The sequence below is a fragment of the Acinetobacter terrae genome (assembly GCF_002135195.1).
GTDB lineage: Bacteria > Pseudomonadota > Gammaproteobacteria > Pseudomonadales > Moraxellaceae > Acinetobacter > Acinetobacter terrae.
On sequence record NZ_NEGF01000006.1, the window covers coordinates 160,970 to 184,501 of the forward strand.

At 41.0% G+C, this 23,532-nt stretch carries 23 protein-coding genes and 2 tRNA genes; 14 read left to right on the top strand and 11 right to left on the bottom strand.

Annotated elements, in window-relative coordinates; genetic code table 11:
• Positions 1-67: 67 nt before the first annotated feature.
• From hisA to hisB, 5 genes are all read right to left on the bottom strand, one after another.
• Positions 68-799 carry a 1-(5-phosphoribosyl)-5-[(5-phosphoribosylamino)methylideneamino]imidazole-4-carboxamide isomerase gene (hisA, locus tag B9T23_RS08895; RefSeq protein ID WP_086193862.1) on the bottom strand — a complete coding sequence of 244 codons (732 nt, stop codon included), beginning with the start codon at positions 797-799 and terminating at the stop codon, positions 68-70.
• Positions 800-866: 67 nt separating this feature from the next.
• Positions 867-1,493, bottom strand: coding sequence for a 3'-5' exonuclease (locus B9T23_RS08900; protein ID WP_228145912.1), 627 nt, complete (start codon positions 1,491-1,493; stop codon positions 867-869).
• A 157-nt stretch (positions 1,494-1,650) separates the two neighbouring features.
• Positions 1,651-2,184 (bottom strand): DUF805 domain-containing protein, encoded by a 534-nt coding sequence (locus B9T23_RS08905; protein ID WP_067725587.1) that lies wholly within the window; start codon positions 2,182-2,184, stop codon positions 1,651-1,653.
• 167 nt (positions 2,185-2,351) lie between these two features.
• Positions 2,352-2,969, bottom strand: coding sequence for an imidazole glycerol phosphate synthase subunit HisH (gene hisH / locus B9T23_RS08910; protein WP_067725589.1), 618 nt, complete (start codon positions 2,967-2,969; stop codon positions 2,352-2,354).
• Complete coding sequence (gene hisB, locus B9T23_RS08915; RefSeq protein ID WP_067725592.1) at positions 2,969-3,562, bottom strand: imidazoleglycerol-phosphate dehydratase HisB; 594 nt, start codon at positions 3,560-3,562, stop codon at positions 2,969-2,971. The genes hisH and hisB overlap by 1 nt, the downstream gene beginning before the upstream one ends.
• A 95-nt stretch (positions 3,563-3,657) precedes the next feature.
• On the opposite strand from hisB, the gene B9T23_RS08920 reads away from it, so the two are divergent.
• From B9T23_RS08920 to B9T23_RS08950, 7 genes are all read left to right on the top strand, one after another.
• Positions 3,658-4,035: a GNAT family N-acetyltransferase gene (locus tag B9T23_RS08920; RefSeq protein WP_067725594.1), complete on the top strand. Its 378-nt coding sequence runs from the start codon at positions 3,658-3,660 to the stop codon at positions 4,033-4,035.
• Positions 4,036-4,231: 196 nt separating this feature from the next.
• Positions 4,232-4,307 (top strand) — tRNA-Phe (locus B9T23_RS08925).
• A gap of 135 nt (positions 4,308-4,442) precedes the next feature.
• Positions 4,443-4,518 (top strand) — tRNA-Phe (locus B9T23_RS08930).
• Between the two features lie 107 nt (positions 4,519-4,625).
• Entirely contained in the window at positions 4,626-5,075 is a 450-nt protein-coding gene (locus tag B9T23_RS08935) for a hypothetical protein (RefSeq protein ID WP_067725596.1), read from the top strand.
• A 27-nt stretch (positions 5,076-5,102) separates the two neighbouring features.
• On the top strand, positions 5,103-5,804 hold the full coding sequence (locus B9T23_RS08940; RefSeq protein ID WP_067725602.1) for a hypothetical protein: 702 nt from the start codon (positions 5,103-5,105) through the stop codon (positions 5,802-5,804).
• 27 nt (positions 5,805-5,831) lie between these two features.
• Positions 5,832-6,566: a class I SAM-dependent methyltransferase gene (locus tag B9T23_RS08945; protein WP_067725604.1), complete on the top strand. Its 735-nt coding sequence runs from the start codon at positions 5,832-5,834 to the stop codon at positions 6,564-6,566.
• Between the two features lie 270 nt (positions 6,567-6,836).
• The gene (locus B9T23_RS08950) at positions 6,837-7,367 is read left to right on the top strand and encodes a hypothetical protein (RefSeq protein ID WP_228145913.1); all 531 of its coding nucleotides are present in this window, start codon (positions 6,837-6,839) and stop codon (positions 7,365-7,367) included.
• Positions 7,368-7,462: 95 nt separating this feature from the next.
• On the opposite strand, the gene B9T23_RS08955 is transcribed toward B9T23_RS08950, so the two are convergent.
• Positions 7,463-7,984, bottom strand: a complete 522-nt coding sequence (locus tag B9T23_RS08955; protein ID WP_086193863.1) for a hypothetical protein — start codon at positions 7,982-7,984, stop codon at positions 7,463-7,465.
• A gap of 259 nt (positions 7,985-8,243) precedes the next feature.
• Between B9T23_RS08955 and B9T23_RS08960 the strand changes: the two genes are divergently transcribed.
• The gene (locus B9T23_RS08960; RefSeq protein WP_086193864.1) at positions 8,244-9,797 is read left to right on the top strand and encodes an SIR2 family protein; all 1,554 of its coding nucleotides are present in this window, start codon (positions 8,244-8,246) and stop codon (positions 9,795-9,797) included.
• Positions 9,798-9,844: 47 nt separating this feature from the next.
• Here B9T23_RS08960 and fadA read toward each other — a convergent pair whose 3' ends face one another.
• From fadA to B9T23_RS08975, 3 genes are all read right to left on the bottom strand, one after another.
• The gene (gene fadA / locus B9T23_RS08965) at positions 9,845-11,017 is read right to left on the bottom strand and encodes an acetyl-CoA C-acyltransferase FadA (protein ID WP_086193865.1); all 1,173 of its coding nucleotides are present in this window, start codon (positions 11,015-11,017) and stop codon (positions 9,845-9,847) included.
• Positions 11,018-11,029: 12 nt separating this feature from the next.
• On the bottom strand, positions 11,030-13,183 hold the full coding sequence (gene fadB, locus B9T23_RS08970) for a fatty acid oxidation complex subunit alpha FadB (RefSeq protein ID WP_086193866.1): 2,154 nt from the start codon (positions 13,181-13,183) through the stop codon (positions 11,030-11,032).
• 489 nt (positions 13,184-13,672) lie between these two features.
• Positions 13,673-14,722: an AAA family ATPase gene (locus B9T23_RS08975; RefSeq protein ID WP_086193867.1), complete on the bottom strand. Its 1,050-nt coding sequence runs from the start codon at positions 14,720-14,722 to the stop codon at positions 13,673-13,675.
• 190 nt (positions 14,723-14,912) lie between these two features.
• Between B9T23_RS08975 and uvrC the strand changes: the two genes are divergently transcribed.
• The 3 genes from uvrC (at position 14,913) to pgsA (ending at position 18,312) form a co-directional block, all read left to right on the top strand.
• The gene (gene uvrC / locus B9T23_RS08980; RefSeq protein ID WP_086193868.1) at positions 14,913-16,712 is read left to right on the top strand and encodes an excinuclease ABC subunit UvrC; all 1,800 of its coding nucleotides are present in this window, start codon (positions 14,913-14,915) and stop codon (positions 16,710-16,712) included.
• Between the two features lie 109 nt (positions 16,713-16,821).
• Positions 16,822-17,616: a thioesterase family protein gene (locus tag B9T23_RS08985; protein ID WP_086193869.1), complete on the top strand. Its 795-nt coding sequence runs from the start codon at positions 16,822-16,824 to the stop codon at positions 17,614-17,616.
• Positions 17,617-17,724: 108 nt separating this feature from the next.
• Positions 17,725-18,312 carry a CDP-diacylglycerol--glycerol-3-phosphate 3-phosphatidyltransferase gene (gene pgsA / locus B9T23_RS08990; RefSeq protein WP_067725618.1) on the top strand — a complete coding sequence of 196 codons (588 nt, stop codon included), beginning with the start codon at positions 17,725-17,727 and terminating at the stop codon, positions 18,310-18,312.
• 537 nt (positions 18,313-18,849) lie between these two features.
• On the opposite strand, the gene B9T23_RS08995 is transcribed toward pgsA, so the two are convergent.
• The gene (locus tag B9T23_RS08995; RefSeq protein WP_086193870.1) at positions 18,850-19,125 is read right to left on the bottom strand and encodes an oxidative damage protection protein; all 276 of its coding nucleotides are present in this window, start codon (positions 19,123-19,125) and stop codon (positions 18,850-18,852) included.
• A gap of 11 nt (positions 19,126-19,136) precedes the next feature.
• Positions 19,137-20,567 (bottom strand): argininosuccinate lyase, encoded by a 1,431-nt coding sequence (gene argH / locus B9T23_RS09000; RefSeq protein WP_067725621.1) that lies wholly within the window; start codon positions 20,565-20,567, stop codon positions 19,137-19,139.
• On the opposite strand from argH, the gene B9T23_RS09005 reads away from it, so the two are divergent.
• The 3 genes from B9T23_RS09005 (at position 20,558) to hemC (ending at position 23,532) form a co-directional block, all read left to right on the top strand.
• On the top strand, positions 20,558-21,712 hold the full coding sequence (locus tag B9T23_RS09005) for a sensor histidine kinase (RefSeq protein WP_086193871.1): 1,155 nt from the start codon (positions 20,558-20,560) through the stop codon (positions 21,710-21,712). The two genes, argH and B9T23_RS09005, sit on opposite strands and share 10 nt — an antisense overlap.
• A gap of 53 nt (positions 21,713-21,765) precedes the next feature.
• A complete protein-coding gene (locus tag B9T23_RS09010) occupies positions 21,766-22,506 on the top strand; it encodes a LytR/AlgR family response regulator transcription factor (protein ID WP_086193872.1) in 741 nt (246 codons plus the stop codon).
• 108 nt (positions 22,507-22,614) lie between these two features.
• A complete protein-coding gene (gene hemC / locus B9T23_RS09015; protein WP_086193873.1) occupies positions 22,615-23,532 on the top strand; it encodes a hydroxymethylbilane synthase in 918 nt (305 codons plus the stop codon).

Sequence of the window (23,532 nt, forward strand, 5' to 3'; positions counted from 1 at the left end):
TGTACAGAGGAAAAATTCATTGAAATAAAAAAGAGGTCCGAAGACCTCTTAAGGATGGATCAGCATATTAAATGGATTGATCATCCCAAAGTGATTGCGCTTCACGAAGATTCAGTGTGCCTTCATAGATTGCACGACCGGTAATCGCGCCTAAAATGCCCGGTTGGCCTTTTAAGTTGCGAACATCGTCAAGGTTGGTTACACCACCAGACGCGATCACAGGCAAACCTGAATAGGTTGCAAGATTGACCGTCTGTTCGATGTTGACACCTTGCATCATGCCATCACGCGCGATGTCAGTATAAACAATGCTCGATACACCTGCATCGGCAAAGCGTTTTGCCAGGTCAGTCGCTTTTATATCAGTGATATTTGCCCAGCCATCTGTTGCCACCATGCCATTCATGGCATCGATACCGACAATGATGTGACCCGCAAATTTCTTGCATGCTTCTTCAACAAACTCAGGATTTTGAACTGCTTTAGTCCCTATAATCACAAAAGATACGCCTGCATCCAAGTAATGTTCGATGGTTTCAAACGAGCGAATACCGCCACCAATTTGAATTGGCAGCTCAGGTTGAGCTTTAGCAATCGCTTCAACCACAGGTTTATGGATTGGCGTACCGGCAAAAGCACCGTTTAAATCAACCAAATGTAAGCGGCGCGCGCCTTCATTTACCCAATGCTGTGCAGTTGCAACTGGATCGTCAGAAAATACGGTATCGTCTTCCATACGGCCTTGTTTTAAACGTACACATTTGCCATCTTTCAGGTCAATTGCAGGGATGATCAGCATGCTTTCGCTCCTTGCCTAATCTCGTTAAATTCATTGTGTGCCATCTTAGCAAAGTATTGCTAAATCTCTAAGCATCAGTTTCAGCTTTTATTTTGTTCGGGCGAATGCGTAATTTTAATGAAGTGTTTGGGATATGTTTAGGCAGTAAGCCTAAACGAAGTAATTCTTCAAAGACCAGTACAGGTGCATAAGCATCAGCAGCTGCGTATTGAATTTGGGGTGGAGTCAGTATTTTGCGTGCCCAGTTGGAAGTACTGATTTTTTTACTTTTAGGAAAATTCAGCTGAAATAAAAGTGCCATGGCATTTTTCAGCCCCATAGGATTGGGGAAACCAAAGGTAGAGAAGCATTTAGACAGTTCAATCACGCTATTCAGCTCAATGCCTTTTTTACGAAACAGATGTGCATCATTCTTTAAACCAAAGCCCACTTTAACTTGATCACGATTTTCAAAAACAGGCTTTAGAAATTCTAATATTTCAGGGTTAATTTGAAATAAATAGGCTTTATTTTGACTGGCCAATTGAATCAGATGTGGTCCGGTTGACACTTCACCTTTGGCAAAGGTCGGTTTGGATTCGGTATCAAAACCAAGTAATGCACAGCTTTTCAGCTCTTGTTCAAGAACAAGACATTGTTCAATGCTGTTAATGAGATGAATGTGTTGCATTGGAAGATTCTGAAATACAGGCAATTCCTAAATTTGTTCTTTACTCGGTAAGGTTTGAAGCAGAAGCTCTTCCATGATGAATCGATACAGTCATTTATTTTAAATTCAGCTTAATCGCTTTTCCGAGTTTAGGCAAAAATAAAGCCCATTGATTATGAGCTTTATCCAGAATTTAAAAGGATTAATCCACGTGATGGATACTCTTTTCCATCTCCGCCTGTTGAGCGCGAGTCACGTAATCTTGATAAGCTGGAAGTGCAATCGCAGATAAAATGCCAATTGGGAAAATCAGCACGTAAATCCATCCTAAAATCTTTTCCCAGCCTTTGGTTATACGTCGAGGGCCATATTGGTTGCTTCTGTCATCGCCTTTGGCAAAGATCAGGTAAAGGACAAAAAGGATATTTATTCCAGGCACCAAGATTAAAAGGGATAACCAACCGATGTGATTGCGGTCATGCAGACGGCGAATGGTAAAAACAAAACTAAAATATAATAGGGCAATGTAGGCGATCCCGATGAGAATAGCCGCAACCATTGACGATCCTGTTAGGGCAGAAGGATTAGTAAATAAGTCAGGTGAAAAAGTAGCAATAATCCCAATGATGATCAGAATAGAAAAGCTCATCAGCATGTTCCAGCCTAAATAAGACAGGCGACCAAAACGTCCACTTGGGCTTAAGGCTGATTCACTTGTTTGATATTTTTGATTCATTCTTTTATTCCCCATAAGTTTAATTATTGTTTAAATATAATGATTTGCTTGATCATCATAGCAATTGGAATCAATAAAAAACAGTCAAATTTATATAAGCCAAGCAATTTGCGGCAATAAAAAAGCCCAACCAGAGTTGAGCTTTTTAAATATCTAAAAATGGATGCTTAGATTTTCCATTCCACAAAGTTTTTCAGCAATTGCAAACCAGCAGTATGGCTTTTTTCAGGATGGAACTGCGTAGCAAACAAGTTTTCTTTATGCAGCGCCGTACAGAACTCTAAACCGTAATCACAAGTCGCAGCGACCAGAGCAGCATCTTTCGGTTCTACATAGAAGCTATGTACGAAATAGAAACGCGCATCCTGTTCAATGTCTTTCCACATCGGATGGCTTGGGTCTGCCTGATGTACTTGGTTCCAGCCCATATGCGGAACTTTTAAACCCGCCATCTCTGGAAAATGCTTCACTTCACCTTCAAAAATACCCAGCGCATCTGTACCGCCATTTTCTTCAGAGTGCTGCATTAACGCTTGCATGCCGACACAAATTGCAAGAACAGGCTTGTTGAATACGGCATTGCGTACCACTTCATCAATACCTGCTTCATGCATGCCTTGCATACAGTCACGCATTGCGCCTACACCGGGAAATACGATTTTATCGGCTTGGGCAATCAGCTTGGGATCATTGGTCACATCTACAGTTGCGCCAACATGCTCCAGGGCTTTGGCTGCAGAGTGTAAATTTCCCATGCCATAGTCAAGAAGGGCAATACGGGTCATTACAAAGTACCTTTGGTTGAAGCAACAGTATTTTCTGCACGTGGATCGATTTCACATGCCATACGCAAAGCGCGTGCAAATGCTTTAAACACGCTTTCGATTTGGTGATGGCTGTTTTTACCTTTCAGGTTGTCAATGTGCAGCGTCATTAAGGCGTGATTTACAAAACCTTGGAAAAATTCAGAGAATAAATCCACATCAAAACGACCAATCATCGAACGTGTAAATGGAATATCCATAAACAAACCCGGACGACCTGATAAATCGACCACTACACGACTTAAAGACTCATCCAGTGGTGCATAAAAATGACCATAGCGTTTTAAGCCTTTTTTGTCGCCAAGTGCTTGCGCAAATGCTTGTCCGAGTGTGATCCCGCAGTCTTCTACGGTATGATGATCATCGATATCCAGATCACCATCACAGTGAATATCGATATCGAATAAGCCATGTCGCTTGATTTGATCAATCATATGATCTAAAAATGGAACACCTGTGTTGAGGGTGCCTTGACCCGTACCATCAAGATTCACCCGAACTCGAATTTTGGTTTCGTTAGTGTTTCTTACCACTTCACTGATACGTTGCGTCATAGACACGTTCCTCAAAAAACGTCAAAAATGATGATGTAAAAATTTTTCGCGATGACGAAATCATCGCATATTAGATTGCTCAGGAGGGTTAATCAATGCCTATTACCGTACATGCTTATACTTCACTAGAAAATGACGAAGTGCGCAGCCAGCTTGAGCGACTGTATGACACTAGCCCGGAATTTGGAGATGGGCAGGATGCCATTGAACAACTAGAGCAAAACTTGGCTCAGTATACCTTAGTTTACACAGCAGAATTTAATACTAAGTTGATTGGGGCGATTTGGTGCACTGGACAAGGGGAAAGTAGAGTTTTGGAAAATGTTGTGGTTCATCCTGCGAACCGAGGACGCGGTGTTGCGGAAAGGCTGGTGAGTGAAGTCTGCCGCATGGAAGAAGAAAAAGGCGTGAAGACGTTTGAACCGGGATGTGGGGCAATTCATCGTTGCCTGGCGCATTTAGAAAAAATTTAAGCTTGAATAGATTATAAAAAAGCAGCCATTGCGCTGTTTTTTTATGCCTAGAAATAGTACTGGTTAAATAATGAATTGAGTTTTAAATAAAAAATAAGCAAATAACATGATATTTGCTGTAAAAATAAACGTTTGTTTCAAAAAGCATAAAACCTGCTTGACTGAAAAACACTTAAATTGTTTAATACGCGACATCGGCGTGATAGCTCAGTAGGTAGAGCAACGGATTGAAAATCCGTGTGTCCCCAGTTCGATCCTGGGTCTCGCCACCATATTTAAAATCTATTTCAAGATTTCAATCCCTGATCCCATCAGGGATTTTTTTTGGGTAAAAAATATTCGATCAAATAAAAATGTGATGAATTATATTGACTATTGATGACAGATACGGCTTAATACACCGCATCGGCGTGATAGCTCAGTAGGTAGAGCAACGGATTGAAAATCCGTGTGTCCCCAGTTCGATCCTGGGTCTCGCCACCATATTCGAAAAAACCTCAAATATTGTTTGAGGTTTTTTTTTGTCAGCATTTTTTTCGGCTGAACTTTTTTCGTATAAAATAACCGCAATAACAATTCGAGAATAAAAAATGAAAAGAATCGGATGTTCAATATTCACTTTATTATCTGTCCTGCTGACTGGCTGTGGTGGTAGTGGAACTGGAGATAACTTCAACTCTTCTTTTGAAAAAACATTTACCTTCGGTTCGCAAACCTATGTTTGTCGCAGTGAAAAAGCAGCCAATGCCTGTGGTGGTACGAGTCAGGATTGTTCCGCATGTGAATTACAGTCATCATCTTCACCTGTGATAACTCAGGTATGTGCTCAGCCCGTAGCGAATACACATAGAGTAACAACGGATGGCTGCGTGTTAAGACTCACCAATGATACCCAGACAGGAATTTGTACTTCAGAAGGGTTGAGATTGCTTTCAGGCATTAACTGGACTAAACAACAAGTGAGTGCAGGTACATTATTTTCGCGTGGAAGTTTAAGTATCACGGTCGGAAACCTGACTGAAACCATCACCTGTAATTAATAGTTATTAAAAGCTATGAAATTTTTTATGGTGCTTCTGGTTGGCATCCTCTGCTTTGGATTGGGTTATTTTGTGGCCCCATCCAAGCCTGAATCTATGCCGCCTGTTCCTGAACCACGTCAGGATATTGCTGTGGAAAATTTTATTCAGCGTATCCAGCAAAAAGCGCAGGCTCAACCTGAAGATGGTCTTGCATTACAACAGCAGCTAAAAAAACAGAAAGTACAGGTTAATTCAGTTATAGATAGCGCGACTACTGAACAGATCAACAAATATCTGGAACAGTCTTTTCCGGGGTATGACTTATCCAGTATTCAAAATAAGCATACATTTGCCAAACGTCTGGTCAATGAATTTGTCGATGCAAAAAATGATCCGAATGAAGTCTTGGCAGGTAAAGTCACGGTGACGACCCAGCAACAATATTCGGCAGGTGGTGTATTGCCGAGGCAGATTTATGCCGGACAACAGTTATTTGCCCATTTTGATACTTTGGGGAAAGTACCTAATAATGAGCAGGTCTTTGTACGCTGGAGTAACCAGTCTACAGGTGAGGTACTATTTTTTATGCCACAGCGAGTCAGCGTTAATCGGGAGCAAAACTGGGTCAGCTTTAATCCAGTTAATGGATGGAAAGCCGGTACTTACGATGTTAAATATTATCAGTTGAATGATCAGCTCAATCCCATTGCCCAAACCAGTTTTAGAGTTGATCAGATAATTGATTAAATTAAGGAATATTTTGAGAATAATTAAATGAAAGACCTCTTTTCTAATCATAGTCTGCGCTATAAAAAAGCCCGTCCAAATTATTCCATCCAGATTGTGAAAGAAATTTTAAAGCATGTTCCGGAACGAGCGTTTGCATGGGACTGTGGAGCAGGGTCTGGACAATTCACCCAATTATTAGCCCCGTATTTCGATCATGTAGTCGCAACAGATATCAGTGAAGCACAGTTGCAGCAAGCGCCTTATTTTGAAAATGTCAGCTATCAGGTGCAAGCAGCCGAGCAGACCAGTATTCCTGCACAATCCATTGATCTGGTTACGGTGGCTCAAGCCATTCACTGGTTTGACTTCAATGCATTTTATAAAGAAGTCAAACGGGTGCTTAAACCGCAAGGTGTGTTTGCTGCCATTGGTTATGGCCTTATTGAGGTGCAGGATGCTGCGATTAACAGTTTGGTTCAACAGCTGTACTTTGAAACTCTAAACGACTATTGGGACAGTGAGCGCCGTTATATTGATGAGTTGTATCAAAGCATTCCGTTTCCTTTTAATGAACAGGCTGTACCAGAGATGCATTTGCAATATCAATGGTCACCACAGCAACTATTGAGCTATTTAAAAACATGGTCAGCGCTCAAGCATTATCAAGAAAAACACCATCATGACCCGCTTCAACTCATTTCAAACGCTTTACAAGCTGTGTCTGAAAACTTAGATGTAACATTTCCTGTACTTTTACGCGTTGGAATGCGAGAAAAATAACGATTGTGGCAGAAGTTTTATATCGGTAGGGCAGCATAAGCAGGAGGAGATAAAAATCTGATTTATAGCAACATGATCTAGCATACAGCTTTTTTATAGCAGCAGATTTCATGTTTTTTAAGATATGAAATGAGATGGTTTTTTAACGAAAGTTAGAATGTCCCGCAAGACCACTGGTCTGGGGCAACTGGCTGAAAGGCGCATACGCTATACAATTACAGGTATCGACGGTTGTTTGTTTACTTCAATTCATTGTTGAGTAGAACTGCCATGAAGCTCCTAAAAAATTTGTCCTGCGCAATCGTAGCGATTGCCGGAAGTTTTTCCATTTCCTCTACTTTTGCCGATATAGCTGATGCCCCTGGATTAAGTCCCTTAACAGAATCCGAGTTAAGAGCTGAAACCACAAGCGTAATTCAATATAAAGAAGATCCTCAACAAGTGAGAGCTTTGCAGCATCGAATTATGCAGATCCAGATGGATACTCAAAATTTTGTTGTTGATCCCACTATTGTGGCGACGATAGATCTTGTGCCTGATGGACCAATGCCAGATATAAACAGTTTGCCATTAGCATTGCAGCAATATGTTTTGGCCATTGCACAAGGTTTGCAATCAGCTGATCCAAGAGAAGGCTTGTATATTATACTCGCGAATTTTGGTATAGACCGTAACGCAACCACTGTGCAAATCGCTCGAGAGCAACTTTCATTGGGTGTTTTGGAAAATACCGCGCTAAATGAAGCAATCAGAGAGTTGCAACAACAGCGTAGAACTACCCCTAATAATGGTATTCGCTAGTTAGGCAGTATTCAAATAAGAATATTTTTCTTTATCACTAAAAAGGATGCTCATCAATGGCATCCTTTTTTACGGCTAAAATGCGTTAAAGCAGATTAAGCAGCAGATTTTTTAAACCAAGAGAAGAATGATTTTTTCTCAGCTTTTACTTCAGCTTTAGCAGCATCTGCTTTTTCAACAGTTGCTTCTTTTACGTCAGCAGTTTTTTCAACAGTCGCGTCTTTTGCTTCAGTCACTTGAGCAACAGTTGCATCTTTCACTTCTGCAGTTTTTTCTACAACTGCATCTTTCACGTCAGCAGTTTTTGCTACAACAGCGTTTTTAGCAGCTACAGTTTTAGCAACAGTCGCATCTTTCACGTCAGTAGTTTTTGCTACAACAGCATTTTTAGCAGCTACAGTTTTTTGAGCAGCAGTTTTAGAAACAGCAGCAGTTTTTTCTTTAGTCGCAACAGCTGTGTTTTTAACAGCAGTCGCAGTTTTAGCTGCATCTGCTTTTACTTGTGCTTTTGCAGCAGTAACTTTAGCAGCTGGAGTTGCTTCTACAGTTGTAGTCGCCATAGCAGAAGTGGTTGCAGCAACTAAAGCAATAGCCATAGCAGTATTAATAGTATTCATAGTCATCACTCTATAAAAAAATGTTTTGAAAATAATGCGTTGTGAATACTATGCTTTCTGTGGATTCGTTTGGTTACAGGTTGCTTGGTAAGTGTTTTGGTTGAGTGATTATTCAACCAAAATTACAAAGTAATAACATGATGTTGCGGATGGATTACATATGTTTTTTAAGCTGTAAGAAAGTTAATAAGAGTGAATATTGTACTAATTTTTAATAGTATAATGATTTAATTGGTTTTTTTATGAATTTGGGGCATTTGTGGATATTACAGAAAGTTTGAAAGAAATAATAAAATCTAGTCCTACCGCACCTTTTTTGTTTGTTGGTTCTGGCTTTTCTAGACGTTATCTAGGTCTAGAAGATTGGAAAGGGTTATTAAATCGATTTGGTTCAAAATTACCATCAGGTTTTATTCGATATGTGAGTGAAAGTAATAACGATCTAGCTTTAGCGGCAGAAAAAATGACGGAAGCTTATTCTGAATATTGGTGGTCACAATCAAATTCAGAAATGATAGCTAGTCAACCTCAATGGTATCCCCATATATCTTCACCACTTCGACATGATATTTGTGAATATTTACAATCATTTGATATGAAAGAAAAGAAATTGCAGGAAGAGTTGGATGTTCTTACCTCTACAAAGACAGTAATTGATGGAATTATTACAACAAACTGGGACTTGTTATTAGAAAATCTTTTTACTGAGGATAATTACAAAGTTTATGTGGGGCAGAGTAACTTACTGTTTTCCAATCCTCAGAAAATAGCAGAAATATATAAAATTCATGGATGTTGTACAGATACGAAGTCTTTAGTTTTAACTAAATCTGACTATGATGATTTTCATAAGAAAAATCCATATTTAGCGGCCAAACTTCTATCAATTTTTTTAGAGCATCCGGTTATATTTATTGGTTACTCATTACATGATGATAATATAAAATCAATTTTATGCTCAATATCAGAAATGATGTCAAATGATGAGCATAAGCAAAAGTTGGCTGACAATTTAATTTTTTTAAACCGTGCAAATGGTGCTCGGGATTCAATTTCTAATACTCATTTTACATTTGGTGAAAGTAAGAGTATTCCTATAACTCAGATTAAAACGGATGATTTTTCTAAAGTATATTTAGCTTTACAGGGTAAAGAACGAAAGATTCCCGCTCATATTTTACGTATTTTTAGAGAACAATTTTATGAAATTGTTCAAGGTGAATCACCAGAGAAAAAATTATACTGCTCTACAGATATAGAGGAAATTATTAAGTCTGGTAATGATATTGAGTTTGTTGCCGGTTTTGGTGTTGCACAAAAAGGATATAGTGATATAGGCCTAAAGGCAGTAGATGTTAAAATAATTTTATCTGATGCCCTATACGATGATATTCCATTTGATAGAATATCTGTTCTTGAAAATTCATTGGATGAAGTATGTAAAAAATCAATTTATACACCAATAAATAGATATATTAATGCTGATCCCAATTTTAAACCTAGTAAAAGTTCCTCTAAAAATTTTAAAGAATTATTTACTATGGAAGCTAAAGATTTTTCAAAACGCGTATCAAACGGCTATAAAAAGTCTTATAGAATAAAAGAACTAAGTAAGAAAGATATAAGTTCTATTCTAGAAGATTCTTCATATTCAGAGTCAGTCAAAATGGATTACTTAGCGTTATATATAGTTGATTCTCCTAAACGTCAAAATTTACTGATATTAGAATCGTATTTAAAAGAAAATTTTGAGGATTATTGGAAAACTACAAATTATAAAAGGTTACTTTGTGTATATGATCGATTAATATAAAAAAACCCCGCAATAAGCGGGGTTCTTTTTATCTAAGTATCTAAAAATTAAACACGTTCGATAATGGTTGCGATACCTTGACCTAAACCGATACACATCGTTGCAAGACCAATTTGTGTATCTTGTTGCTCCATGACGTTAAGCAATGTCGTCGTGATACGCGCACCAGAACAACCCAATGGGTGACCTAGGGCAATTGCACCACCGTTCAAGTTCACACGGTCTTGTTGGTCATAAATGCCTAAGCCTTTAAGAACCGACAAACCTTGTGCAGCAAACGCTTCGTTCAATTCAAAAGTTTGAATATCAGAAATTGACAAGCCCGCACGTTTCAACGCTTTTTGCGTTGCAGGAACAGGACCGTAACCCATGATCGCTGCATCACAACCTGCAACCGCCATAGAGCGGATTACAGCACGTGGCTTAAGACCAAGCGCTTGAGCACGTTCAGCAGACATAAGCAACATTGCAGAAGCACCATCAGACAACGCTGAAGATGTCGCAGCAGTTACCGTACCGCCTTTCGGATCAAATGCTGGACGTAAAGCCTGGAACGCTTCAAGGTTAGCATCTGGACGAATCACTTCGTCGATGTCGCACAGGATTTTGAAACCGTTTTGGTCGTGACCTTCAACACCAATAATTTCGTTTTTGAAACGACCTTCTTGCGTTGCAGCCCAAGCGCGGCGGTGAGATTCCACACCAAACGCATCCTGTTCTTCACGGCTAATGCCGTTCATACGACCCAACATTTCAGCAGTTAAGCCCATCATGTTAGACGCTTTCGCATAGTGCTTAGACGCTTCAGGGTTCAGGTCGATGCCGTGCATCATGCCTACGTGACCCATATGCTCTACACCACCAATGATGAAGATATCACCTTGGTTGGTTGCAATTTGCGCCGCAGCAGTATGAATAGACTGCATAGATGAACCACAAAGACGGTTAACAGTTTGACCTGCAACAGTTTTTGGTAAGTCAGCAAGCAATGCTATGTTACGCGCAATGTTCATGCCTTGTTCTAGAGTCTGGTTTACACAACCCCAGATTACGTCTTCAACTTCGTTTACATCAAACTGGTTACGAGCAACCAATGCGCGAACTAATTCAGCAGATAAGCTGTCAGCACGTACATTGCGGAACATACCGTTTTTGGTTTTACCCATTGCTGAACGTACGCCATCAACGATGACAACGTCACGTGGATTTAAAGTAGCCATTCACGTTGCTCCTTAACCGTAGAATTTTTTGTTGTTAGCAGCCATGTCACGCAACATTTGTGGCGCTTCATAGGCTTTACCTAAGTGTGCATATTTGTCGCAAAGCGCAACGTATTCAGCAACACCAGTTTGGTCGATGTAACGTGCTGGACCGCCACGGAATGGAGGGAAACCTACACCCATGATCATCGCCATGTCTGCTTCTGATGCAGTCGCTACGATGTTGTCTTCCAGGCAACGAACAGTTTCGTTACAGAAAGCCAGCATCATACGGTCAATGATTTCTTGCGCATCAAATTCACGTTTTTCGCCAGTCACTACAGATGCAATCAATTCATACGCTGTAGGATCAACTTTTTTCGCTTTCTTACCTTTACGGTCTAACTCGTATTTGTAGAAACCAACGTCATTCTTTTGACCCAAACGTTTTGCTTCATACATAGTTTGAATCGAACCTTTGAAGTCCGGTTTCATACGGTCAGGGAAGCCTTCAGCCATTACTTCTGCACCGTGAACGCCCGTGTCGATACCGACAACGTCCATCAAGTAAGCAGGGCCCATAGGCCAGCCGAATTTTTCCATCACTTTGTCGATTTGCTGGAAATCAGCACCATCTTTAAGCAATAGGTCAAACGCGCCGAAGTAAGGGAACAATACGCGGTTCACAAGGAAGCCCGGGCAGTCATTTACAACGATTGGTGTTTTACCCATTTTCTGAGCAAGAACAACAGTGGTCGCGATTGCTTCAGGTGAAGTTTTCTCACCACGGATCACTTCAACCAAAGGCATCATGTGAACTGGGTTAAAGAAGTGCATACCCACGAAGTTTTCAGGACGTTGTAAGCTTTCAGCTAAACGCGTGATTGAAATCGTAGAAGTATTTGATGCAATGATGGTGTTTTCACGAACTGATTTTTCAGTGTCCGCAAGAACCGCAGCTTTGATCTTAGGATTTTCAGTTACCGCTTCAATCACGATATCCACTTCTTTAAACTCTTCCAAGCTTAAAGTCGGGCGGATGCGAGCAAGGGTTTCACCCATTTTCGCAGGAGTCATTTTTTTGCGTTCAACTTGTTTGGTCAACAATTTGTTCGCTTCAGACATCCCTAACGCCAATTGTGGGTTACCAATGTCTTTCATGATGATTGGTGTGCCTTTGCTTGCCGCCTGGTAAGCAATACCGCCACCCATGATACCCGCGCCTAGAACAGCCGCCTGGTTTACAGGATGCGCACCTTTCTCATGTTTCTTAGAAGTTTTTTTCACCAGCTGGTCATTGAGGAATAAACCAATCAATGCACCCGCTTGTGGTGTTACCGCAGCTTTAGCAAAACCTTCAGCTTCAACTTTCAATGCTTCATTACGTGGAAGGCTTGCACCTGCTTGTAATGAATCAAGAAGAAGTTTAGGCGCAGGGTATTGAGCAGGGTTTGCTTTAGCCAGAACCACGCCTTTAGATGAGTTAAACGCCATCATCTGTTCGATTGGGCTAAGTTTAACTGGATCCAGTTTTTCCTGACGTTTTGCTTTCCAGTCAAGGCGACCAGCAATCGCTTGTTTTACCAAGTCAATTGCAGCTGCTTGAAGTTTGTCAGCAGCTACCACCGCATCAACAGCACCGTCTTTCAGGGCAGCATCAGGGCGTTTAGGATTAGCCATCGCCATCCATTCAACCGCATTGTCGATACCAATCACACGGCTTAAACGAACCGTACCACCGAAACCCGGGAAAATTCCCAGTTTGATTTCAGGCAGGCCCACTTGAGCTGCTTCTGACATGACACGGTAGTCACATACAAGACACATCTCAAAACCACCGCCCAATGCCATACCATTGATTGCAGCAACTTTGGGAATTTCTAAATCTTCAAAGCTGTTGAAGATTTCGTGAACAGGCATTGCCCAATCCACAATTGCTTTTTCGCCTTGAGCAAAGTTATCACCAAATTCAGTGATGTCTGCACCTACGATAAATGTTGATTTACCAGAGGTAACGATTAAACCTTTAACGTCGCTATTTGCTTTAACAGCGTCAATTGCCGCTTTAAAGTCTTCAATCGTTGCACGGTTAAATTTGTTGACCGACTCACCTTGTAAGTCAAAGCGGAATTCTGCAATTCCGTCCGAAAGCATTTGGACGGTAATGGCATTGCCAGCGTGGATCATGCCTGATCTCCTTTATTTTGGAGGACTTATTAAGTTGATGTTTTGAAGCATGTACGCATTTCCCGCGTACATCGAGCTTCGCTAATCTTACGATAACTATATCCAAAAAGAACATAACAAGTTGTATCAAGCCGTGACGCAAGGGTCATCAATTTTTTTTCAACAAACCCTTGTGATGGACAGCTTTACTTTTACTGTATCTTGTAAAAATGTAATGAACTTTTTGTTTAAATTAAGATTTTTTAATCATTTCGTGGCTATTTATATCGGGGGTAAGTGGTGAATTTCAAGTTTTTTATGGGCTTGTTTTGGTCAAAAAGGTCAATTGAGCTAATTTTTCACTCAATGAAGTTATCGTTGTTGCAAAGTTTTAAGCAAAAGATTGCAAATCGGCAGCTTGAATGAGTATTTCATTTGAATAAAAGTAAACACAGGATGCAGTTAAATATTTTGTCAAATGTTTGACTGCAACGATGATTATTTAGAGGGTTAGTCCGGCTGAATCATTAATTGTCCATCCTCAAAATTCACAGTGAGCTGAGCTTTTTCCGGATAATTTAAAAAATAAATCGCCAGAATCGGTTCCAGTTCTGTGCGTATTTTTCTAGCCAAATGACGTGCGCCAAAACGAATATCATGACCTTTGTAGAAGTGTGCTTTTGCAGCATCGGTTAAAACCACAGCACGCTTTTGATGCTGTAATCGTTGATTCAGCTTTTCCAGTTCAATCTCGACCAATTTCGGTAAAGCATCATCCTGAACCGCTTGATAATGCAAAGTACGATCAATCCGGTTTAAAAATTCAGGGTCAAATTTTTTAAACATGACTTTTTCAATAATGGTTTTGGTTGGTATTTTTTTAAGGCAAATATTCTGCATTTTTTTCGGCAAGAAATTCAGTTTATCCAGATATTGCTGCGCAGCTTGTGCACCGACATTACTGGTCATAAAGATCATGCAGTTACGAAAATCAATGGTCTTGGTTCCTGAGGTTAAAGTCAGTTTTCCGGTATCCAGTACATTCATTAAACCGCGAATCACTTCGGTGGAGGCTTTCTCCAGCTCATCAAACAGCACAATCCCCGGACGGGTATGTGAACCGGCAATGGCAGCTTCATCAAACAGGCTATGACCTTCTTTAGAACCGACATAACCGGGAGGTGCACCGGTAATCGCAGCGGCATAATGTTCTTGCGCCAAAGTGTTCATATCAATACGGCAAAAAGCATCGGGGCGAGCATAAATGGCCTCGCTAATTAAACGCACGGTTTCAGTTTTACCGACACCAGTTGGACCGAGCATGAGCGTTACTGAGAGAGGGCGTTCAGGACTGGAAAAATCGGCTTTGACCACATGCAGCATTTTTTCTATTTCTTGCAGTGCGGCATCCTGTCCAATAATTCGGGCATGCAGGAGTTGCATCACATCTTTAGGTTCAAAATGAAAACGAGGCTTGCCAATCAGTTTATCTTTTTCAGATGTGCTATGCGTTGCAGTCACAGGTTTAACGATATGCATGGCATGATTGTGGGTCGTCATTCAGTTTGATCCAAATTCTTCAGATGGCTTGAGCATAGCAAAATAAGCCAGATTTACTTATAGCTTTTAGCAATCAAGTGATTGTTAGAACTTTGCATGATTACGGGGAAAATACCGAATTGGCTTGAAAATGGCGTGAAAACCATCACATCATGTAGCAAAGCAGACATCATTGTGAATAAGGCTGAATGTGAACGAAAACGCACGTGAAAATATAGAAAAGATTTTAGCCAATATGACGACTTTGCCCGGTGTTTACCGGATGTTGGGTAAGGACGGCGAATTACTGTATGTCGGCAAAGCCAAGAATCTGAAAAACCGCGTGTCGAGCTACTTTGTCAAAACCATCGAGCATCCCAAAACACAGGCTTTGGTGGCACGAATTTATGACATTGAAACGCTGATTGTCCGTTCCGAAACCGAAGCCTTATTGCTTGAACAAAACCTGATTAAGCTGCATCGTCCACCCTACAACATCATGTTGCGCGATGATAAATCTTACGTCTATATCTTCGTTTCCAGCGACAAGCCTTATCCACGTATTGCTTCAGGGCGAGGGAAAGGAAAACATCAGGTCGGCAAGTTTTTTGGACCCTATCCGAGTGCCTATAATGCCCGTGATACTTTGGTGGTGTTACAAAAACTGTTTAACGTGCGCCAGTGTGAAAACAGCTATTTCTCCCAACGTAAACGTCCCTGTTTACAGTACCAAATTAAGCGCTGTACTGCACCGTGTGTCGGTTTGATTTCGCCTGAAGATTATCAGGAAGATGTCAAAAACTCGATTCGCTTTTTACAGGGCGATACCAAAGAGCTGAATCAGGAACTGATTGCCAAAATGGAAGCTGCGGCAGAAGCTTTGGAATTTGAAAAAGCAGTATTCTACCGTGACCGGATGGCTTTGCTACGTGATGTGCAATCACAACAGGCGATTTATAAACTCAAAGGCGAAGCCGATATTCTGGCGATTGCCTATCATGCAGGCGTGACCTGTGTGCAGATTATGCATGTACGCAATGGCAAAATGCTCGGCGGTAAAAGCTATTTCCCCGATATGTTGGGCGATGATCTGGGGCAAATGCTGTCAGACTTTATGGCGAACTTTTATTTCCAGGTCGCAGATGAAGTTCCTGCCGAGCTGATTATTAATATCGAATTACCCGATCACAAAGAATTGGAACAGGCGCTGCAACAGGAATTTGGCAAGAAAGTGCAGATTAAGCACAATGTGCGGGAAACCCGTGCCGAATGGCTGGAACTGGCCAATATGAATGTACAGCATGCTATTAAAGGGCAGTTGGCCAATCATTTTGAACTGAATGAACGCTTTCATCAGCTTGAACAGGTGGTGGGTCGCCCGATTGACCGGATTGAATGTTTTGACATCTCGCATACCATGGGTGAAGCGACCATTGCTTCGTGTGTAGTGTTTGATTCGGGCGGTGCGCGGAAACGTGATTATCGCCAGTTTTCCATTGAAGATATTACTGGCGGTGATGACTATGCTGCCATGCGTCAAGCGCTGACCCGACGTTATAAAAAGGCCATGTTGCCCGATTTACTGCTGATTGATGGCGGTAAAGGTCAATTGCATATGGCGATGCAAGTGATGCAGGATCTGGGACTGGATGCGTTTATGGTCGGGGTATCCAAAGGTGAGGGGCGTAAACCCGGTCTGGAAACTTTGCATTTTACCGATGGCACTAAAATCCAACTCCCTGAAGACCATAAAGCGCTGCATTTGATTCAGCAGGTACGTGATGAAGCGCATCGTTTTGCCATTACCAAACATCGAGCTAAACGCGATAAACGCCGTGGTGGATCAGTACTGGAAGTAATTTCGGGCCTTGGTCCGAAACGCCGCCGTGATTTGCTGACTCATTTTGGCGGCATTCAAGGGGTGCTGAAAGCCTCGGAAAATGACTTGAAATTGGTTCCCGGTTTGGGCGATGTCATGGCAAGAACCATTTATAAAGTTTTGCATGAATAAATGGCAGGATAGTGACAAAAAAGTTCAATAAATCATGGAAAAGTGGTTATTTACAATTTTTAAAAATGAGTGAAAGATAGAGCAAATTAAAAATTACAGAGGACTAAGGATGTCACTGCGCCAATTATTCACCGAAATTGAACAAGATGAATGGGTGAATATTCCCCAAGGTTGGCTACAAGGACGCACCATTTATGGTGGTCTGGTCGCAGGGATGATGATGCAAAAGGCATTGGCGACGATTGCGGATCCCTCAAAACGCTTGTTAAGCACCAGTGTGACTTTTGTCGGTCCGGTACAAGAAAGTCAAGTCAGACTGACGGCTGAAATTTTACGCCAAGGCAAGTCGGTAACGACCATTGAAGTCCGACTATGGCAAGATAATGCAGTACAAAGTATCTTGATTGCCAGTTTTGGTACCCATCGTGAGTCTGGTATTTCAGTACAACAACAACGAATTGCACCTGAATTTCCGGCGGTTGAAAATCTAACCATTGTTCCTCCACCACCTTTGGCACCTCAGTGTTTTCAGCAAATGGATCTGGTTTGGATTGATGGTCAATATCCATGTACCGCTAGTGAAAAGCCTGATTTTAGTGGCTGGATGCGTTTTAATCCTGAGCGGCATGACAACCGGGAAATGACAGTGGCTGATTTGATGGTGGCATTTGATATGTGGCCACCGGGTGTATTGCCGATGTTTAAAACCTTCGCACCGGCCAGTTCACTGACTTGGCACGTGACTTATGTTCACTCTTTGAATAATCATGTGCAAGATTGGTTTAAATATAAAGTATTTACCGATTATGCAGCAGAAGGGTATTCCACTGAATATGCACATCTTTGGGATGCCGAGAATCGACTGATTGCGATTTCCAGACAGACAGTTACCGTGTTTGCCTAGTGACACTTTAGAGCAATTCGTATAAAGTGAGTCTGAATTAATGATGAATCAATTCTCGAAATATGTGTGGTTTTTCATCGTGCATAAAGGGGAAAATTGGCGGTGTCTATGACTACAGGTCGCATCCTGAATATTCCAAATATCTTGACTTTGGCGCGTATAGCTTTAATACCTGTCTTTTTGTTGGTGGCTTATTGGCCGCCTGCAGTTGGTGTTGCTGAGCAAGACAGTAACATGACTCGTCACATTATTTTAACGGCTATTTTTGTGGTTGCTGCGGTAACTGATTGGTTCGATGGTTATTTGGCACGTTCGCTTAACCAAACTTCGGCATTTGGTCGTTTTCTTGACCCTGTAGCCGATAAGCTGATGGTCGCAGCTGCATTGATTGTTTTGGTGCAATGGCAACCGAGCATGTCCATGGCATTTGCAGCGATTGTGATTATTTCACGTGAAATTACCGTATCTGCTTTGCGTGAATGGATGGCTGAATTAGGCGCGCGTACCAATGTTGCAGTATCCACCGTCGGTAAATATAAGACGGCGTTTCAAATGATTGCTATTTCAGTATTTTTACTGAACTGGCAACCACTTGACACTTTAGCTTATCTTTTACTCTATACCGCGGTGATTCTGACGTTGTGGTCCATGTTTATTTATTTGAAAGCCGCATGGCCGTATTTAAAACAGCCCTAAATTAGATTTAAAAATTAACTAAAAGCACCCGTTTCAGGGTGTTTTTTTGATCTTACTTTAAGAGATTTCAAAATCTGACCATAAAAAAAATCCTAGATTTTGGGGGAAACCTAGGATTGAAATCGGGTATTTCTTATATCTTTTATAAGATGTTTAACCATCTTCTTGAAACTGATTATAGGAGAATGAATTCTATGAATCATGTAGGTTATTGTATTGTAATGTAGAGTTTTATTGAGAAATGTAGTTTTAGTTTACAGTTATTTCTAGATGTAAAAAACGTATTTCAAAAACCCCTAATAAGGGGGATTCTTTTCTTATCGGTTAAAGCCTACACACCTTCGGTGTTTGTCTTGAGTAAAAAAGAAAGCAGTGTCCTAGTTTTCAGTCGAAGCATCGCTTCTCATCTTCTTGCAGAATATATTCCTCAGGATGGAGCAGTGCTCATTAAAAAAGGGCTTCTTATTGAAACCCTTTTTTAAATTAAAGCCTACGCGCGCTTTCAGCGCTTGTCTTGCAGAAAAATAAGGCAGCGCCTTATTTTTCTTCAGGCTTTAGACCTTCAGCTTTTTCTAGTGACTCATCGTTACTAAAGAATTTTTCACGTTGCTCTTCTAGAAATTTTTTCGCATCCGGCTCAAACACGTTTAAACGCTTTTCATTGATCAGCGTGGTTTGGTGTTTAAGCCATTCTTGCCAAGCTTGTTTAGATACGTTGTCAAACAATTCTTGACCTTTTGCACCTGGGAATGGTGCAAAATCTAAACCTTCCATTTCGGCTTGATACTTACGGCAAAATACTTGTCGAGACATATCATTATTCCTTAAGCGTAAAGTTTTTCTAAGCGTGTATAGGCACGAGCAATTGCAGCTTCAACTTGAGCTGGTGCAGTACCACCAATGTGGTTACGTGCATTCACTGATGCTTCAAGCGTTAATGCTTTTTCAAATACGTCCGCTTGGATCAAATCAGAGAACTGTTGAAGTTGTTCAAGTGTCAGTTCAGACAAATCTTTCGATTCTTGAACACCCAATGCAACCGCTTTACCGACAATTTCATGTGCATCACGGAAAGCGACGCCATTTTTAACCAGGTAATCTGCAAGATCGGTTGCAGTTGAGAAACCACGAAGCGCTGCTTCACGCATGATTTCGATATTTGGAACCAATGCAGGAATCATGTCGGCAAATGCCATCAATGAACCACGAACGGTATCAATCGCATCAAATAATGGTTCTTTGTCTTCTTGGTTGTCTTTGTTATACGCCAAAGGTTGACCTTTCATGAGTGTTAAAAGACTCATTAAGTCACCATAAACGCGGCCAGTTTTACCACGAATCAATTCTGGAACATCCGGGTTTTTCTTCTGCGGCATAATTGAAGAGCCTGTGCAGAAACGGTCTGGAATGTTCACAAACTTGAACTGCGCAGAAGTCCAAAGAATCATTTCTTCAGACATACGTGATAAATGCATCATGATGAGTGACGCAGCAGCATTGAATTCAATACCGAAATCACGGTCAGAAACCGCATCCAATGAGTTTTCACAAACCGCTTCAAAACCTAAAAGCTGTGCTGTGTATTCACGTTCGATTGGGTAAGTTGTACCCGCGAGTGCAGCAGAACCAAGGGGTAAGCGATTCACACGTTTACGGCAGTCGATTAAACGCTCAGAGTCACGAACCAACATTTCAAACCAAGCCATTAAATGATGACCGAAAGTCACCGGCTGTGCAGTTTGTAAGTGAGTGAAACCAGGCATAATGGTTTGGGTGTTTTTAGCGGCTAAGCCCAAAATACCTTTTTGTAATTTTTCCAGTAATTTTAAAATCGCATCAATTTCGTCACGTACATATAAACGAATATCGGTTGCGACTTGGTCGTTACGGCTACGACCGGTATGTAATTTTTTACCTGTGATGCCAATACGCTGAGTCAGGCGAGACTCAATGTTCATGTGTACGTCTTCTAGGTCAATGCGCCATTCAAAGTTACCTGCTTCAATGTCAGCTTGAATAGCAGTTAAGCCAGTGATGATATCGTCACGTTCTTGCTCGGTAAGTACGCCAACTTTTGCAAGCATGGTTGCATGTGCAATGGAACCTGCAATATCTTGTTTATAAAAGCGTTGGTCAAATTGTACAGATGCTGTAAATTCAGCAACAAAAGCGTCAGTAGCTTCAGAGAAACGACCGCCCCACATACCCGAAGTTTGGGTTTGTGACGGATTTGAGGAATTAGAAGATGTGGTCATGTCGGCTCAATAGGATAAAAAGCATTAGAACTAAAAAGAGTATAACAAATTCAGGTTCACTTGCCGAAGGACAAGACGACCAAACTTTTGCTCATACGCAGGGAAATAAAACATACGCTTATTTTTTTACGAAAATAGGGCGTTGGCAACATTTAATCGAATTATTTATTTCCAGTAATATTTTGGCGATGATTTTAGCTTTAGCGGAAGCGCAATCATGGGCGGCTTTAAGTGTAGAGCGTTTATTGCAGTATATGTTATTCATTAACTGGGTTTTACTGGCTTTTGTCGCATTGGTTGAGCTGTTTCAGAAAAAAATTCAGCCTTTAAGTTTTGGGCAAGCCTTAGCTGTGGGCTTCATTCTATTGCAAATTATTGTTTTATTGACCACCATCGTGCTGAATGGTCTGATTTATTTTGGACAAAATTTTCAAATCCACAATTTAAGCAGCGATGTTTTATTGGATGGCGTGGTGCTGCATCTCAGTTATGGCGTGCTGATCGGGACATTCTGTTTTCGTTATCTGTATTTGCGGGAGCAATGGGCACGTCAGCAAAACAGTGAATTACATGCACGTATTCAAGCCATGCAGGCACGAATTCATCCACATTTTCTGTTTAACAGTTTAAATACGGTAATCAGCTTAATTAGCATTGATCCAGATAAAGCCGAGCAAATGTTACTGAATTTATCACGGCTATTTCGTGCGAGTTTTAAAGAACTTAGACTGGTTCGATTAAAAGATGAAATTGAACTGTGTCAGCATTATTTGGCCATTGAGCAGATTCGTTTGGGTGATCGTTTACGCGTAGAATGGAAATATGACGATGAAGTTCTCTTTTCTCAGGTACAAATTCCGTTATTAACTTTACAACCTTTAGTGGAAAATAGTATTTTTCATGGTGTTGAAAAATTTCTAACAAAGAGTACGATAAGCATATTGGTTGAAGTATTGCAAAATCAAGTAAATATAGTTATTACTAACCCTTATACACAGGATAAAATAAATTTAAGACAAGGAAATGGTATTGCAGTTGAGAATGTGAAACAGCGTCTAGAGGCTTATTATGGACGGACTGTGATCTTTCAGACATACGCGGGAAAGGGAATATTTACCACAGTTGTGCAATATCGATATAAATAAAAAATCATAGTTAACCTATAAAAAAAATGATGTTGACTGTGAAAGGAGGAAAAATGGACATCCTGATTTGTGATGATGAATCTCTCGCAGTAGAGCGATTATCACGTTTAGTCACCCAACTGGGACATCAAGTGGTTGCAACTGCAACTCATGGTCAGCAGGCGATTGATATGGTTCAGTTTTATGAGCCAGATGTCGTGCTTTTAGATATTCAAATGCCTGAAATGGATGGTTTAAGCTGTGCACAATATTTGCGCCAGCTAGAGCCTATGCCAGCGATTATTTTTTGTACTGCTTATGATGAGCATGCTTTGGATGCATTTAAGTCGCATGCAGAAGGCTATCTATTAAAACCGGTGATGCAGCAAGAATTACAACAGGTTTTAGATCATTTAACCAAACTGACTCAAGCACAAATGAGCACTTTAAAACAAAAAGAAGATATGAACGAACTCAATATAAAACGCCACCAAATTGTGGCAAAAACCTACCGTGGGGTAGAACTGGTTCCTGTAGAAAATATTTATTATTTTTTAGCAGATCAAAAATATGTCACGGTGCGCCATAAAAATGGCAGCGTACTGATTGATGAAACTTTGAAAGACCTGGAAAATGAATTTGGCGATCAATTTGTTCGAATTCATCGTAATGCCTTGGTTTCAGTGCATTTCCTGGATGGACTGGAAGTGATTAGCTCGGGGCAGTACCAGGTGCGTTGTCGTGAATTGGAGGAGCGCCTGGCGGTCAGCCGACGTCATTTACCCAATTTAAGAGAACGAATACAAAAAATGTAAATCTCTTTTCATTATTTTGGTGACAACAACTGTGCAAATTCACTTGCATTTTCAAGTGAGCGCGTTAAGTTTAGAATAACGTACTTACATTGACTGTTTCTAAAATTTATGAAGATTTTGAAGATTGCAACTCGACAAAGCCCGCTTGCATTATGGCAGGCTGAACATATTCGTGCCCGTTTAGAGGCATTGCATGCTGATCTTAAAGTTGAGTTGGTGACCTTCGTGACTCAGGGTGACAAAATCCTGGATACGCCTTTGGCAAAAATTGGCGGTAAAGGTTTATTTGTTAAAGAACTAGAAGCAGCGTTGCTGGATGGTCGTGCGGACTTGGCTGTTCATTCGATGAAAGATGTACCTATGGCTTTGCCTGAAGGTTTGAGCTTGCCGGTGATTTGTGAACGTGAAGATCCTTTGGATGCTTTTGTCTCCAATACATATCACAGTTTTGATGAATTACCACAGGGTGCAAAGGTCGGGACTTCAAGCCTGCGCCGTAAAACCCAGATTTTAAAACAGCGTCCTGATTTAAATATTATTGATTTGCGCGGAAATGTTGGAACACGTTTATCGAAACTGGATTCAGGTTTATATGATGCCATTATTTTGGCGAGTGCGGGTTTAAAACGCTTGGGTTTGGCCGACCGTATCCGTCATACACTTCAACCTGAAATTAGTTTGCCTGCAGTTGGACAAGGCGCACTCGGCTTAGAATGTCGTGCGACAGACCAAGCTGTACTTGATCTGATTTTACCGCTTTTACATGCTGAAACTGATATTTGTGTTCGTGCAGAACGTGCTTTCAATGCCTATTTGGAAGGCGGTTGCCAAGTGCCAATCGCAGGATATGCCATTTTAAATCAAGGGCAACTCCATATAGAAGGCCGTGTGGGGAGTGTAGATGGTTTAACGCTATTGAAAGTTGAACTGAGTGGCACTCCAGAACAAGCTGAACAGTTAGGGGTCAGTCTCGCACAGAAATTGCTGGAACAAGGCGCGGGTGATTTGCTTAAAGCGCTCTATTAA

What these genes read in the sequence shown, in the direction of transcription:
- hisA (WP_086193862.1), bottom strand. Translation starts at nt 799, where the DNA reads ATGCTGATCATCCCTGCAATTGACCTGAAAGATGGCAAATGTGTACGT.
- B9T23_RS08905 (WP_067725587.1), bottom strand. Translation starts at nt 2,184, where the DNA reads ATGAATCAAAAATATCAAACAAGTGAATCAGCCTTAAGCCCAAGTGGA.
- hisH (WP_067725589.1), bottom strand. Translation starts at nt 2,969, where the DNA reads ATGACCCGTATTGCCCTTCTTGACTATGGCATGGGAAATTTACACTCT.
- hisB (WP_067725592.1), bottom strand. Translation starts at nt 3,562, where the DNA reads ATGACGCAACGTATCAGTGAAGTGGTAAGAAACACTAACGAAACCAAA.
- B9T23_RS08920 (WP_067725594.1), top strand. Translation starts at nt 3,658, where the DNA reads ATGCCTATTACCGTACATGCTTATACTTCACTAGAAAATGACGAAGTG.
- B9T23_RS08935 (WP_067725596.1), top strand. Translation starts at nt 4,626, where the DNA reads ATGAAAAGAATCGGATGTTCAATATTCACTTTATTATCTGTCCTGCTG.
- B9T23_RS08940 (WP_067725602.1), top strand. Translation starts at nt 5,103, where the DNA reads ATGGTGCTTCTGGTTGGCATCCTCTGCTTTGGATTGGGTTATTTTGTG.
- B9T23_RS08945 (WP_067725604.1), top strand. Translation starts at nt 5,832, where the DNA reads ATGAAAGACCTCTTTTCTAATCATAGTCTGCGCTATAAAAAAGCCCGT.
- B9T23_RS08950 (WP_228145913.1), top strand. Translation starts at nt 6,837, where the DNA reads ATGAAGCTCCTAAAAAATTTGTCCTGCGCAATCGTAGCGATTGCCGGA.
- B9T23_RS08955 (WP_086193863.1), bottom strand. Translation starts at nt 7,984, where the DNA reads ATGAATACTATTAATACTGCTATGGCTATTGCTTTAGTTGCTGCAACC.
- fadA (WP_086193865.1), bottom strand. Translation starts at nt 11,017, where the DNA reads ATGGCTACTTTAAATCCACGTGACGTTGTCATCGTTGATGGCGTACGT.
- fadB (WP_086193866.1), bottom strand. Translation starts at nt 13,183, where the DNA reads ATGATCCACGCTGGCAATGCCATTACCGTCCAAATGCTTTCGGACGGA.
- B9T23_RS08975 (WP_086193867.1), bottom strand. Translation starts at nt 14,722, where the DNA reads ATGACGACCCACAATCATGCCATGCATATCGTTAAACCTGTGACTGCA.
- B9T23_RS08985 (WP_086193869.1), top strand. Translation starts at nt 16,822, where the DNA reads ATGTCACTGCGCCAATTATTCACCGAAATTGAACAAGATGAATGGGTG.
- pgsA (WP_067725618.1), top strand. Translation starts at nt 17,725, where the DNA reads ATGACTACAGGTCGCATCCTGAATATTCCAAATATCTTGACTTTGGCG.
- B9T23_RS08995 (WP_086193870.1), bottom strand. Translation starts at nt 19,125, where the DNA reads ATGTCTCGACAAGTATTTTGCCGTAAGTATCAAGCCGAAATGGAAGGT.
- B9T23_RS09005 (WP_086193871.1), top strand. Translation starts at nt 20,558, where the DNA reads ATGTGGTCATGTCGGCTCAATAGGATAAAAAGCATTAGAACTAAAAAG.
- argH (WP_067725621.1), bottom strand. Translation starts at nt 20,567, where the DNA reads ATGACCACATCTTCTAATTCCTCAAATCCGTCACAAACCCAAACTTCG.
- B9T23_RS09010 (WP_086193872.1), top strand. Translation starts at nt 21,766, where the DNA reads ATGGACATCCTGATTTGTGATGATGAATCTCTCGCAGTAGAGCGATTA.
- hemC (WP_086193873.1), top strand. Translation starts at nt 22,615, where the DNA reads ATGAAGATTTTGAAGATTGCAACTCGACAAAGCCCGCTTGCATTATGG.